This window comes from Mesorhizobium sp. M0715 (assembly GCF_040320355.1).
Taxonomy (GTDB): Bacteria; Pseudomonadota; Alphaproteobacteria; order Rhizobiales; family Rhizobiaceae; genus Mesorhizobium.
The window spans coordinates 66,771-79,963 of record NZ_JAMYPL010000015.1 but is presented as its reverse complement, the minus strand read 5'-3'; the positions used below and the strand labels follow the sequence as shown (position 1 = coordinate 79,963).

Annotated in this window: 12 protein-coding genes; 7 read left to right on the top strand and 5 right to left on the bottom strand. The window is 61.5% G+C overall.

Annotation, left to right across the window (positions count from 1 at the left end; translation table 11 throughout):
• Positions 1-82: 82 nt before the first annotated feature.
• The 3 genes from NKI21_RS18700 to NKI21_RS18690 all read right to left on the bottom strand — a co-directional run bounded on the left by NKI21_RS18700 (position 83) and on the right by NKI21_RS18690 (position 3,293).
• Positions 83-1,102 (bottom strand): sugar ABC transporter substrate-binding protein, encoded by a 1,020-nt coding sequence (locus tag NKI21_RS18700; protein WP_023809448.1) that lies wholly within the window; start codon positions 1,100-1,102, stop codon positions 83-85.
• Between the two features lie 159 nt (positions 1,103-1,261).
• Positions 1,262-2,200: a threonine ammonia-lyase gene (locus tag NKI21_RS18695; RefSeq protein WP_352866703.1), complete on the bottom strand. Its 939-nt coding sequence runs from the start codon at positions 2,198-2,200 to the stop codon at positions 1,262-1,264.
• The gene (locus NKI21_RS18690) at positions 2,190-3,293 is read right to left on the bottom strand and encodes a succinylglutamate desuccinylase/aspartoacylase family protein (protein WP_352866701.1); all 1,104 of its coding nucleotides are present in this window, start codon (positions 3,291-3,293) and stop codon (positions 2,190-2,192) included. The genes NKI21_RS18695 and NKI21_RS18690 overlap by 11 nt, the downstream gene beginning before the upstream one ends.
• A gap of 95 nt (positions 3,294-3,388) precedes the next feature.
• Here NKI21_RS18690 and NKI21_RS18685 point away from each other — a divergent pair, with 95 nt between their 5' ends.
• From NKI21_RS18685 to NKI21_RS18660, 6 genes are all read left to right on the top strand, one after another.
• Positions 3,389-4,174: an IclR family transcriptional regulator gene (locus tag NKI21_RS18685; RefSeq protein ID WP_352441979.1), complete on the top strand. Its 786-nt coding sequence runs from the start codon at positions 3,389-3,391 to the stop codon at positions 4,172-4,174.
• A 129-nt stretch (positions 4,175-4,303) separates the two neighbouring features.
• Positions 4,304-5,053 carry a GntR family transcriptional regulator gene (locus tag NKI21_RS18680; RefSeq protein ID WP_352866698.1) on the top strand — a complete coding sequence of 250 codons (750 nt, stop codon included), beginning with the start codon at positions 4,304-4,306 and terminating at the stop codon, positions 5,051-5,053.
• 46 nt (positions 5,054-5,099) lie between these two features.
• Complete coding sequence (locus NKI21_RS18675; protein WP_352866695.1) at positions 5,100-6,665, top strand: putative N-acetylmannosamine-6-phosphate 2-epimerase; 1,566 nt, start codon at positions 5,100-5,102, stop codon at positions 6,663-6,665.
• 81 nt (positions 6,666-6,746) lie between these two features.
• Positions 6,747-8,042: an ABC transporter substrate-binding protein gene (locus NKI21_RS18670; RefSeq protein ID WP_352866692.1), complete on the top strand. Its 1,296-nt coding sequence runs from the start codon at positions 6,747-6,749 to the stop codon at positions 8,040-8,042.
• A 56-nt stretch (positions 8,043-8,098) separates the two neighbouring features.
• Positions 8,099-8,965, top strand: a complete 867-nt coding sequence (locus NKI21_RS18665) for a carbohydrate ABC transporter permease (RefSeq protein ID WP_127292307.1) — start codon at positions 8,099-8,101, stop codon at positions 8,963-8,965.
• A gap of 2 nt (positions 8,966-8,967) precedes the next feature.
• Positions 8,968-9,789: a carbohydrate ABC transporter permease gene (locus tag NKI21_RS18660; RefSeq protein ID WP_023809440.1), complete on the top strand. Its 822-nt coding sequence runs from the start codon at positions 8,968-8,970 to the stop codon at positions 9,787-9,789.
• On the opposite strand, the gene NKI21_RS18655 is transcribed toward NKI21_RS18660, so the two are convergent.
• The gene (locus tag NKI21_RS18655) at positions 9,779-10,906 is read right to left on the bottom strand and encodes an NAD(P)/FAD-dependent oxidoreductase (protein WP_128303908.1); all 1,128 of its coding nucleotides are present in this window, start codon (positions 10,904-10,906) and stop codon (positions 9,779-9,781) included. The genes NKI21_RS18660 and NKI21_RS18655 overlap by 11 nt on opposite strands.
• A gap of 142 nt (positions 10,907-11,048) precedes the next feature.
• On the opposite strand from NKI21_RS18655, the gene NKI21_RS18650 reads away from it, so the two are divergent.
• Positions 11,049-11,408, top strand: a complete 360-nt coding sequence (locus NKI21_RS18650; RefSeq protein WP_352866689.1) for a hypothetical protein — start codon at positions 11,049-11,051, stop codon at positions 11,406-11,408.
• A gap of 79 nt (positions 11,409-11,487) precedes the next feature.
• Here the strand turns inward: NKI21_RS18650 and NKI21_RS18645 are convergent, their stop codons facing one another.
• Complete coding sequence (locus NKI21_RS18645; protein WP_352866686.1) at positions 11,488-13,164, bottom strand: GMC family oxidoreductase; 1,677 nt, start codon at positions 13,162-13,164, stop codon at positions 11,488-11,490.
• Positions 13,165-13,193: the final 29 nt, after the last annotated feature.

Sequence of the window (13,193 nt, the reverse complement as noted above, 5' to 3'; positions counted from 1 at the left end):
ACCACGGAAGCGGCGATGGCGATCGTCAGGAAAAGGGGACGCCGGATGATATGTCATCCGGCGCTTGAGCCGCTTTAGGCTGTTACTTTGCCAGGGTCATGGCGGTCGCCGGAACCTTGGGACCGAGTTGCTCGGTATAGTTCTTGGCTTCCACCGCCTCCTTGTCGGTATTGATGTATTCGAAGGTGAGGCCATCCGCCTTGAGCTTCGCCGCCGTCGCATCCGAGGTCACGAAATAGGTCGGCATGTAGAGATCCTGCGGCAGCTTTTCGCCGTTGGCCAGGCGAGCGGCAACGGCGATGTTCCAGTAGCCGACACGGTAGGCGCCGGTCAGCACGTCCATCACCATCTTGCCGTCGTCGATCAGCGGCTTCATCTCGGCGTCGCCGTCATAGCCGCCGTAGAGCAGCTGGGTTCCCATCGAGCTGGCAACGGAATCGGCGGCCAGGCAAAGGCTGTCGGAGATGCAGCCGATGGCCTTCAGATCCGGATAGGTGGTGAGCCAGGTCTGGGCGGCATTGGTTGCCTTGGCTGCGTCCCAGCCTGTCGGCTCGATGCCGACTACCTTGATGTCCGGAAACTCCTTTTTCAGGGTTTCGACAAAGCCTTTTTCGCGCGTGTCGGACACGAAGTTGCCACGCGAACCGACGAGCAGGGCGACTTCGCCCTTGCCGCCAAGCGACTTGCCGAGCGCGCGGGCAACCATCGACATGTTGTCGTAGTCCGGATAGAGCGTCGAGTAGTTCGAGCCGGCCTCGACCTTGTTGCCCATGGTGATCACCGGAATACCGGCGGCGGTGGCTTTCTGGATGACCGGAATGACCGCGTTCTTGTCGATCGGATCGATCAGGATCGCGCTGACGCCCTGATTGATGAAATTCTCGATGATGCTGACCTGTTTTTCCAGACTGCCCTCGGCGCTCTGCCAGGTGGATTTCACCCCATAGTCGGCGGCAGCCACGTCGCCCGCTTCCTTCATGCGGACAAAGAAGGAATTCTGCAGGTCGATTGCCGCAAGCCCAAGAACCTTTTCCGCGGCAAGCGAGGGCGTCGCGGTGGCGAGTGCGAGCAGAGCAATGGATGCTTTTAAGGAAAGGCGCATGTTTCAGTTCTCCTCTTGTTGCGACAGGGCGATTCTTCGCCTCTTTTTCATGTCCCGCACGACGACCGTCCCAGCGACAGGCATTCCGGCGGTATTCCGCGGCACTCGTGCCGTATCCATGTCAGGGCCGCGCCCTGCGTGGACCGGCCTTGCTCGACCTCAGCCATTCAGGCCCTCGACACCGGCGCCGCAGACAAGTCCGGCGATGCGGGCGCCGCGCGGTGGCTTGAAAGCTCCGCTCGTCAACGCGGCCAGCGATGCCGCGCCGCTGAGGTCGGCGGCGATGCCGAATTCGAACCAGAGCAATTCAGCGGCCTTCTGCATGTCCGCATCCTCGACAAGGACGATGTCGTCGACGTGCTTGGCGACGATCGCGTAGATGCTTTCATCCGTGCGGCCGCAGGCCATGGTCGCCACCTTCGTCGTTATCTCGGGCAAGCGAACGACACGGCCGGCAGCCAGGGAGGCGTGAAGGGTCGGTGAACCGGTCGGCTCGACACCGATGATCCTGGCTTCAGGTTTGACGTGCTTCAGGACTTCGGACATGCCACTGATAAGGCCGCCACCGCCGATCGCGACGATATAGATGTCGGCATCGGGAATCTGTTCGACCATCTCCAGCGCCACGGTTCCCTGACCGGACACGATCTGCGCATCGGCGAATGGATGCATGTAGAAGGCGCCGCGCGCCTTTGCCTCGGCCGATGCCGCCTCATGCGCTTCATCCCAGACATTGCCTGCGAAGCGAACGTCAGCGCCCCATTTGCGCAGCTTTTCCGCCTTCAGCGGGCTTGCATTGTTCGGCAGGTAAATGGTGGCGGGAACGCCGGCCCGGGCAGCCACACAGGCGGTGGCCAGGCCATGATTGCCGCCGGATGCGGCGACCAGTCCGTTTTCGATCCGGCTCGGCTCGAGCGTCTTCACCCGGTTCGTGGCGCCCCGGATCTTGAAGGAGCCGATCACCTGGAGGCACTCGAGTTTCAGATAGACATCATTTTGAAGGTTTGCGCCCGCGGCATGGTCGAGCTTGACGACCGGGGTGCGCCGTATGAAGGGGGCAATGCGCCGGGCAGCCGCAATGATGTCCTCATGGCTCATCGGTCAGTGCCTCCGGATATTCGTTGGCAAGCACGAAGCAGCAATTCCCCGGACGCACGCGGCCGGGCTGACGCTTGGCGAAAACGATGCCGTCGATGGGGTGAAGGAGATCGATGGGCGCGCGGGACGGTGTGTGGAGGAAGTGAATGCGTCCGGCAAGGTCGCCTTTGCTGACGGCACTGCCGAGCGGGCTCAAGGGCTCGAAGACACCGTCCTCCTCGGAAAGCAGATAGCCTTCGCTTCCGGGCACCTTGAGCACGCGTGCGTTGGCGCCAGGGGCAATGTCAGGCGCACCCTTCAGGACGCCTGCATGTTTCAGCACATTGCGGATGCCCCTGCGGCAGATGGCCAGCGCATCTGGACTGACAAGGCCGCCGCCGGCCATCTCACTGCCGATGACGATCAGCCCCTGGTGGTTGGCGGACGCGGTCGAGGTCCGGGTTTCACCGAGATTGTCGACCATGACAACGGTCGGCGCCCCGAAGGCGAGCGTCGCCCTGATGTTCTTGCGATGCCCTTGCGCGGTCGGGGATGGCTCGATGATCGCGCTCGGCAGGATCATCAGGGACGAACCGCCGGAATGGAGATCCAGGAAGTAGTCGGCCATCGGAAACAGGATGTCATGCACGTAAGCCGCGATCTGGCTTGTCAGCGTGCCGTTGAAATCGCCCGGAAAACTGCGGTTGAAATTCAACCCGTCGACCGGGGAGGTGCGGGTGCCGGCCTCGACAGCCCGAATGTTGATGGCCGGAATCGCAATGATGCGACCGGCAATATCCCGTGGATCGATCTCGCGCAGAAGCTCGCCGAGCGCGATCGGCCCTTCATATTCATCGCCGTGGTTGCCGCCCTCGATCAGGACCGTCGGACCGTCTCCGTTCTTGATGACGGCGAGCGGAACCCGGACCGTGCCCCAGGCATCGTCGTGCGGCGATTGGGGCACATGGAAGAAGCCGATCTGCTTGCCCTCGCGATCGAAATCGACCGACGTGTAAACACTGTTGTTCCGGGGAGGGATGGTCGCGCGGACAGTGTTTGCAGGTCTCTGTACGGTCATCGGGTCGGCCTCGAAATTCATTGTCCCCGTCATCATGTCAGTTTTATATATGGTGTCAAGTTTGGATATAAAACCAATGGCAATTCCGATTTCTTGTCTCTATCGTGCGTGGACCGCCGGGGATTCTTCGAATGTCAGATGACGCAAAAGAGAGTGGCAAACCGACCTATTCGGCCCCGGCGCTGAGCAAGGGCCTGGATGTTCTGGAACTGCTGGCGGAAGCGCGGGCACCCTTGACGATGAAGGAGATCGCGGAAGGCCTCGGCCGTTCGAAGAATGAGATATTCCGGATGCTGATCGCGCTGCAGGAACGTCAATACATCGAGCGCAACGCCGAGACCGACGCCTATTCGTTGACCGACAAGCTTTTCAAGCTGGGGCTGCACACGCCGAGCGCTCAGGATCTCATGTCCGCCGCCATGCCCGAACTGACGCGGATTGCGGGGAACTCAAATCAGTCGCCGCACCTGGTCGTCTTCAATCACGGCTTGACCGTCGTAACCGCGGCCGTTCCCGGGGGCGAGGACATGGCGTTCACGCTTCGCCTTGGATACGGTCGTCTGGCCACCGACGCGACCTCCGGCCATGTGATACTTGCCTTCCAGCCGCCAAAGGTCGCGGCGCGGATGATCGATGAAAGTGAGGCGCACTCCCCGGCGCCGCTGGATCGTGACGCGCTGGAAAAGCAGCTTCGGATCATCCGCGCGGACGGCTACTGGATGCGCGAAAGCCGCGACTTCGTCGGCATCACCGATATCTGCTGTCCGGTCATCGGACCGGACGGCAGCGCCGTCGCCTCCATTATCGTCGCCTATATCAATCGCCATACGCGTGAAAGCCGCCATGCCTTTACTCTGGAGGTCCTGCGCGCGGCCTGCGATCGCATCTCCATGAAGTTGTCACCGCGGGTTCGCTGAGGGATCGTGGTGGGCCGGGGGCGCGGACGAAGCACCGTCCGCTGGCCGTTTGCACCGGATTGGTAATACCAGTATAGGTCCAGTCAGGAATGTTCCGATCCAGGGTGCTTCTCGCGCGGAGGAAAGGCAATGACAACCGTGAACCTGATCGGGCTTGTCAGTCGGGAAATGGAAGCGACAGCGTCCGATGTGCCGCTTTACAGGCGGTTGAAATCGGCGATCGAGGCAGCGATCCGCTCCAATGCATTGAAGGCCGGCGCGGTTCTGCCAGGCGAGCGGGTTCTGGCGGAAGCCATGTCGATCTCGCGAGTCACTGTGAGAAAGGCCCTGGCGCTGCTCGAAGAGGAAGGGCAGCTCAATCGCCGGCACGGTTCCAAAACCGAGATCGGGTCGCGGGTCGAGAAATCGCTTTCGACGCTGACGAGCTTTTCGGAGGACATTCTGGCGCGCGGCCTGAAGCCTGGATGTCTATGGCTTTCCAAGCAGATAAGCCGCCCATCCCCAGCCGAAATGATGGCCTTGGGTATTGCAGGCAATACCAATGTAGTTCGCATGCGTCGTGTGAGGACGGCCGATGGCGCGCCGATCGCCGTCGAGGTCTCGGCCGTGCCGGTTCGCTTCCTTCCTTCGCCCGAGATGGTTCAGGATTCCCTTTATGAAGCGCTTGATGCACGCGGCTTCCTGCCTCAGAGGGCAGTCCAGCGCATGCGCTCGCGCGGCGCGTCGCTGGAGGATGCGAAACATCTTCATTGCGAGCCGGGCGCACCGCTGCTGATGACCGAGCGCCGCTGCTTTCTCGCCGACGGACAAATCGTCGAATACTGCGAGACACGATACAAGGGCGACGTCTACGATTTCGTCTTCGAGCTGCAAAGATAATACCAGTTATGAACTGGTTGTAATCTGGTATTTTCCATTTATCGTGATGGCGACAGGGAGTGCCGACGTGCAGCGGGAAGACATCACCAACAGTCTCATCGTGTCCTGCCAGCCGGTTCCCGGCGGCCCGATGGATAGTGCGCAATTCGTGACAGGCTTTGCCAGGGCCGCTGTTGAAGCCGGAGCCAAGGCCCTGCGCATCGAATCCGTGTTCTATGTCGCGGCCGCACGCCTGGCCGTCCGCGTGCCGATCATCGGTATCGTCAAGCGGGATCTCACCGACAGCCCGGTGCGCATCACACCCTATCTGGCCGATATCGAGGCCTTGGCAGAGGCGGGCGCCGATATCATCGCTTTCGATGCGACGGACCGTGTCCGTCCCGTTCCTGTCGAAGCGCTTGTGAAAGCCGTCAAGGCCAGGAACAAGCTGACCATGGCCGATTGCTCTTGCCTTGACGATGCGCGCCGGGCCCTTGCCGCGGGTGTCGATTTCGTCGGCACGACGCTTTCCGGCTATGTCGGTGGGCCGGAGCCGGAGGATCCGGACATCGCCCTCATTGCTCAAATGCGAACCCTGACCCCCTACGTCATTGCTGAAGGGCGTATCCGGTCGCCTGAGCAGGCGGCTGCCGCCGCGCGCGCCGGCGCCTGTGCCGTGGTTGTCGGCTCGGCGATCACCCGTACCGAGCACGTCACCTCATGGTTCCATCAGGCGCTTTCCGACGCCTATGTGGCGAGGGGCGCGCAAACCGCCCTTGGCACAAGTGTCCTGGGCCCCGTTCTGGGCATCGACATCGGGGGAACCAAGACCATGGCCGCGCTGGTCAGCGGCGGCAAGGTGATCGAGGACATGATCGTGCCGACCGCGCGAGAGGCTGGACCCGACGCCTGGCTTGCATCCTTGGCGCAAAGCACGTCGGCCTGGTCGAGCCGCTTCAGTCGTATCGGCATTGCGGTGACCGGATTGGTAGAGGATGGACGCTGGTCGGCGTTGAATCCGGCAACCCTCGGCATTCCCGACGGCTACCCGCTGGTCGAAAGGGCGTCCTCTGTTTTCGGCAAGCCGGTCTGTGCGGTCAACGATGCCCAGGCAGCTGCCTGGGGCGAATACAAATTCGGCGCCGGGCAAGGTCGCGACATCGTCTTTCTAACCATCTCGACCGGAATTGGCGGCGGCATCGTTTGCAACGGCCGATTGCTGTCCGGTCTTGCCGGTCACTTCGGTCTGATCCGTAGTCTGTCTGAAGACCGGGCTCCGCTCGAGGACGGCACCTCCGGCCGCTGGATCGCTTCGCAAGCCCTCAAGGCCGGCTTCAAGGCCGATGCCGTCGATGTGTTCAGGCGTGCGCTGAAGGGCGAGGCCTGGGCCGGCGCCATCGTCTCGCAGAGCGCCTCGCGGGTCGCGACGCTGTGCCGGGACATTCAGATGATGTTCGATCCGAAATCGATCGTCATCGGCGGCAGCATCGGTCTTGCAGAAGGCTATCTCGACCGGGTGCGCGCACATCTGAGCGAGGTCCCGCCGCGCCTTTCCCCCGATCTCGTAGCGGCGAAGCTCGGAGGCCACGCCGGCGTCATCGGTGTTGCCGATCTTGCCGAATGGGCAAGGTAACGGCGCGCCCAGTCATGTCATGCAAAATCTTCAAAAAAGAAGGGAACGATCATGAAATTGAGCAGGACGTCTTTTGCGCTTATGGCCACCCTCCTTGCGGGGACGGCTTTGCCGACCTCTGCCAACGCAACCGTGACCGTGCTCGGCTGGCCTGGCGGCTCCGAGGAAACCGCACTGCGGGCAACCGTGGAAACCTACAACAAGCAGGCCAGTGATGCCGACAAGGTGGAGCTGCTGTTCTTCAACCGCGAAGGCTTTTACGACAAGCTGCAGGCCGACATGGCGGCCGGATCCAGTGCCTTCGACGTGAACCTCGTCGCCACCTACTCGCTCGGTCGCTACGCGCCTTATATGGAGCCAGTCGATCTTGGCGCGGACGCGGCCAAGGTTTTCGGCGAATCCGTTCTCAAGACGATGCAGTTCGACGGCAAGCAATACGGCGTACCGACCGACCTTTCGCTGCACTTCATGTACTACCGCAAGGATCTCATCGACGCCTTGATCAGGGATGACGCCGCCAGGAAGACCTATGGTGAAATCGCCCAGAAATATCTCGGCAAGCCGCTGCAGCCGAAAGACCCGGACAGCTGGACCTGGGACGACTGGGCGGCCACCGCCCTCTATTTCACCAAGCAGGTGAACCCCGACAGCCCGGTGCGTTATGGCACGGTCCTGCAGATGAAGAACCTGCTGTTCAACATGATGGTCTTCCAGTCCCTGCCGCGCTCCTACGGCGGTGACTGGATGGACAAGGACGGCAATGTCACGGTGGATTCCGATGCCTACAAGACCGGCCTTGAACTCTACAAGAAACTCTATGATGCCGGGTCTTCGCCCAAGGATTCGCTGAGCTACGAATATGCGGAAACCAACGCCGCCTTCGCATCCGGCCAGGCCGCAACGGCGCTGCAGTGGAATGCCGCGGCGGCGGATCTGACCAGCACCGAAAAATCCCCGGCCGTCGCCGAGGTGACCGGGATCGTCGCGCCGCCGACAGGTCCCGACGGACGCGCCGATCATATTCACGGCCTTGGTTTGGGCCTCAACAAGAACGCCACGAACAAGGAAGGCGCCGTCAAGTTCCTGAAGTGGCTCGCCACCGAGGATGCGGCCTTGCTCTATGCGCGCAGCGGCGGTTCGCCGGCATTGTCTCCCGATGTCGTCGGCAAGGTTGCGAAGGAACGTCCCGACCTCGTCAAGCTCGGCGAATTCGCCAGCAAGTACGGCTATGTCATGACCGGAGCGACGTCCGCGAATGCGCTTCCGGTCTATGAGCTGCAGGCAAAGGAGTTCACTGGCTACTGGTCCGGCCAGCAGAGCCTCGAGGATGCGCTCGCCCACACCAAGGTGGGCATGCAGGAACTTCTGAAGAAGTAAATTATTGGCCGGACGCCGGGCCGAGGCCCGGTATCCGGCGCGTTTGGCGGATCGACATGGCCCTTGTGACACGTGCCGAAGGCAGGATGTATCTGACGCCGCTGGTCGGCTTCCTGCTTCTGTTTCTCGGCTTTCCGGCGATCGTCAATCTGATCTATTCCGTTTCGACCGTCACATTCGAAACGTTGCGCAGTCCGGTGTTGAGCGGTTTCGGTAACTATGTCGCGGTGTTGAACGACCGCGAATTCTGGAGCTCGGCCTGGTTCTCTCTGCGCTTCGGTATTCTTACCGCATCGGCGGAATGTCTGATCGGCCTTTTCCTTGCCATCTTCCTGGCGCCGCTTCTGAGCAAGCGTCCAGTCCTGATGGCGCCGTTGATGCTGCCGCTGATGGTCGCGCCGGCCATGGTCGGTCTCATGTACCGGCTGGTGCTGCATGAATTCGCGGGCCCCGTCCCCTACTATCTCTTCGAATGGTTCGGCGACAGCCCGGCCTTCCTCGACATCGACAATGCCTTCCGCACCCTTGTCGTCGTGGAGACGCTGCAATGGACGCCTTTCGCCTTCCTGCTCTTCTACATGGCCTATTCGGCCATACCGCTCGACGTGCGCGAAGCCTCCTCGCTCGATGGCGCATCACCGTTTGAGATTGTCCGCTGGATCGACCTGCCGTTGATGAAGCCGACGCTCGTCATCGCGTTTTTCATCCGTTTCATCGACGGTTTCAGGGTGTTCGACAATGTCTACGCACTGACCGGCAGTGGCGCTGGCGGTTCAACGACGTCCTTGTCGATCTACATCTACCAGGCTTTCTTCAAGGAAGGGGCTATCGGCAAGGCGGTCGCCGCCTCGGTTGTGCTGTTCCTGGCTTCGTTCATCGTTCTCCACGGCCTTAACCGGCTTGCCGGCCGCAGGAAGCTTTGACGATGGTCAGGGCACTGCGCTGGATCGTTTTTGCCATCGCCGTGCTGGCGATGAATTTCCCCATTATCGTGACGCTGATCACATCGCTCAAAAGCCAGCGCGAGCTTTCGACGAACCCCGGTTTGTGGATCAGCCAGCCGACGCTCGACAACTATCTGGAGGTCCTGACGCAGACCAGCCGCTTCAACATCTATGCCTATCTGCTGAACAGCACCGTGGCGGCGCTGATTGGAACCGGCCTTGCGATCGCGCTCGCGTTCCCGGCTGCCTATGCGATCGCGCGTAGCGAGGCGGGAAAGCGCTTGGTCCTGCCGATCGTCATCAACCTTCGCGCCGTGCCGCTGATCATCTTCGCGATCCCGCTTTACATGATGTACCAGTGGCTGGGCCTGCTCGATACGCGGATCGGGCTCGGGCTCATCCTGACCATCGTCAACGCGCCGCTTGCGCTCGTCATCCTGGTGAACGCGATTTCAGATGTACCGGTCGAACTCGACGAGGCGGCGAAAGTCGATGGCGCAAGTTCCTTGCAGGTGATGATGATGATCGTCCGGCCCGTCATCCGACCGGCGCTCGTCACAACCTTCATTTTCGGCTTCATCACTGCCTGGAACGAGTTCCTCTTCGGCCTCATGCTGACAACCAGCCGTGCCGTCCCGATGACGGTCGGCGCATCGTTTTTTTTCGCCGCAAGCGGCGGCGGCGTAAAATGGGGAACCGCTTCCGCGGTCATGATGCTGGGCGCCTTGCCGCCGGCCTTGCTGGGTCTTGTGATGTATCGGCAGATATCAGGATCCATGACCGCTGGAGCGGTCAAAGGCTAAGGCAAGACGAGTTCGTCGTTCTGACTAGTTGGACAACCCTATCCGACAGGGCGAGCGCACTTGTCAGGCCAGGTGACTCGATCCCGAAAAGACTGATCAGCCGTCCGGACGAATCTGCCAGAATGTCGAAATCGCCGAACTGCAACCCGTTCGTTTTAGGCCGCAGCCCGCAATAGCTCGGCTCCAGTTCCCCGTCCCTCAGCCCCGGCCAATAGCGTCGGATGGCCGCGTAAAATGGCGTGGCCCGAGTTGGGTCGACCGCGTAGCCGACCTCATCGACGGGCTCGACGTCCGGCCCGAAACGAACCGATCCGCCCATATCCAGCGTCAGGTGAACTCCGAGGCCGCCTGGTTCCGGAACCGGATAAACAAGATGGTTGAAGGACGGGCGGCGTCCAAGCGCAAAATAATTGCCTTTGACGTAGGTGACATCTGGGATTTTGCCGCCATGCCCGCCCGCGAGGCTTCGGGCAACGAGATGGGCTGACAATCCGGCCGCATTGATGACCAGATTTGCGGCGATCCTATAGCCTTCCATATCGCCGCCAAACTGGAGCTCGCAGCCCGTTTCGTCGACGCTCCCGCCGAGAACCGGCGCGCGAAACGCAAAGGTGGCACCGGCATTCTCGGCATCGCCCTGTAGCCCCAGCATCAGCGCGCGGCTGTCGACGATCCCCGTGCTTGGGGACAAAAGCGCGCCGGCAACGTCCAGTTCAGGCTCAAGGCGTTCCACATCCGAGCGGCTGAGCATCTCCAGGTCCGCAACACCATTGTCCGCAGCCTTGGTCCGGATCCCCTCCAAAATCGGCAATTCCGCGTCGCTGGCGGCGACGATCAGCTTGCCGATGCGTTTGTGCGGAATCCCGCGCGCTTCGCAATAGCGGTAAAGCGCGTTCTTTCCTTCGACGCATAGCTGCGCTTTCAGACTGCCCTTCGGATAGTAGATGCCGGCATGGATGACCTCGCTGTTGCGGCTCGACGTGCCCAGCCCGGGGCTGTCCTCGGCCTCCACGACAAGAACTTCGCGTCCATCGAGCGCCAGCTGCCGCGCAATCGCCAGGCCGACGACGCCGGCGCCGATGACGATGCAATCGACTTTCTCGTCGGGGACCTCCATCGTCAGTCGCCAGACCCTAGGGAACAATGCAGGACGTGCAAGCAGGCCTCACCAGAATTGCGGCCCCACCGAAGGAGCGCCAGCATGAGATGTCACCACAAGCATGACATGTCACTCCATCGCCGAGCAAATAGAACGAGATGTGCAGACCGATGCCGTTCATCGGCTGATGGGTTCAGTTCAAACTTGCGTTGTGTGGCGCACGCAGCGCAATTTGTTTGCGTCCCGTTGCATTGATGCCGACCGCGATCTCGGCGGCCTTGCCAAGGTCGTGCTCCAAAATCCAGACGCACGGCGAAAGTTCATCGTCTTTCTGCAAGGGCAACTCGGCATCTCCGCGCAGGAGGCGGACACGATGCTGGAGCACTGCGCCAACTCCTTCGTCGGCATCTTCACGACCTTCGACCGTCGGTTTCGCCAGCGGTTCGCGAAGGCCGACATCGAAAGGCTGCTGCGCGAGATCAACGGCGAGGCGGATGAGCGGGACGATCAAGCCGCTTGAGTTCGACGGCGCGCGTGCCCATCGCAGCCCAGCTGCAAAAGGTAGCGGTTCAATGTTTGATTCACTGAACCGTTCCAACTCATTGTTTTGGCGCAGCTACTGACGGAAGGCCGCTGCATGCCTTACCTGGAGTTGCGCTACAGAAATTATCCCGGCCCAGGATCATCTCCGCTGCCCGCTGCCCGATCATCATGCTGGGGGCATTGGTGTTGCCGCCGATCAGCTTCGGCATCACGGACGCATCCGCGACCCGCAAGCCACCGATGCCGCGCACCTTGAGCGTTGCCGGGTCGACGACGGCCATCGCGTCGGTCCCCATCTTGCACGTCCCCACCGGATGATAGACGGTGAGCGCTTCGGCACGCAAATAGGCGAGGATCTCGTCATCGCTGCGAACATCCTTGCCCGGCAGCATCTCCGTCCCCCTGATCGGGTCGAACTCGGATGCGGCAAAGATTTGACGCGCGATCTTGATGCCTTCGACCAACACCCTGGCGTCCTCGTCGTTCGAGAAGAAGCGATGATCGATCAGCACATCCCGGTTCGATGCCTGGCCTGACAGTTTGAGTTCGCCGACGCTTTTGGGCCTGAGCACGCAGGTGTGGATTGCGTAGCCATGGCCGTACTCCACCAGCCTGCCGCGATGGCTGCGATAGCCGGGCACGAAGTGGAACTGGATGTCGGGAATGCCGTTCGCATACTTCGTCCGGGCAAAGCCGCCGGCTTCGACATAGTTGGTGGTGAGCATGCCCTTGCGACCGGCAAAATACCGGAAGGGCGCAGCCAGCACGCGGGGCAAGTTGGGCAGCGACAGGCCGAGCGTCTTCGTGCTCGAGGAGCGGACCGTGATCATGCCGTCGATATGGTCCTGAAGGTTCTTGCCCACGCCCGGCAGATCGACAACCGGCTTTATGCCGATCGCCTGCAGCTCGGCGGCTGCGCCGATGCCGGACGCCAGCAAGATCTTCGGTGAATTGATGGCCCCGGCCGAAAGCACGATTTCGCAGCGGGCCGACAGCGTCTTCTGCTCGCCCTTGTGCCGCACCCGTACCCCTGTCGCGCGCCCCTGGGCTATATCGAGGTCGATCACTTCGCATTCGCTGAGGATTGTGAGATTCTTGCGATCGAGCACCGGGCGCATGAAGGCGGTGAAACTGCTGAAGCGCTGGCCGCGATCCTGGGTGACATTGTAGATGCCGAGGCCGAACTGGCTTTCGGCATTGAAGTCGCTGTTGGCCGGAAGACCGGCATTGTTGCCGGCCTTGACGAACATCGACGACAGCACATTCGGATCGCGCGGCTTGTCGACCAGCAGTTCCCCGCCTGTACCGTGGTAGTGCGGGTCTTGGCCAAGCAGGTTGCGCTCGAGCTTCTTGAAGACGGGAAGCACGTCGCTGAATGCCCAGCCTGCGCAGCCGAGTCGCGACCACTCGTCATAGTCCTGCGCGGCGCCCCTGATGTAGACCATCGAGTTGATCGAACTGGAGCCGCCCAATGCCTTGCCGCGATTGACCGGAATCCTGCGGCCCTTGAGGTTGGGCTGAGGCACGCCGACATAGCAGTAGTCATAGTTCGGATTGCCGTAGAGCGAGAGGATGCCGGCAGGCACCTTGACCCGCAGGCCGCTGTCGCTGCCGCCGGCTTCGATCAGGCACACTTTGTGGGACGGGTTGGCGCTCAGGCGATTGGCAAGGACGCAACCGGCCGAGCCTGCGCCGATGACGATGTAGTCGTAGTCAAGATTTTCGGTCTGCATGGCCAGCCCCTTTGAGAATGGAGATGCCG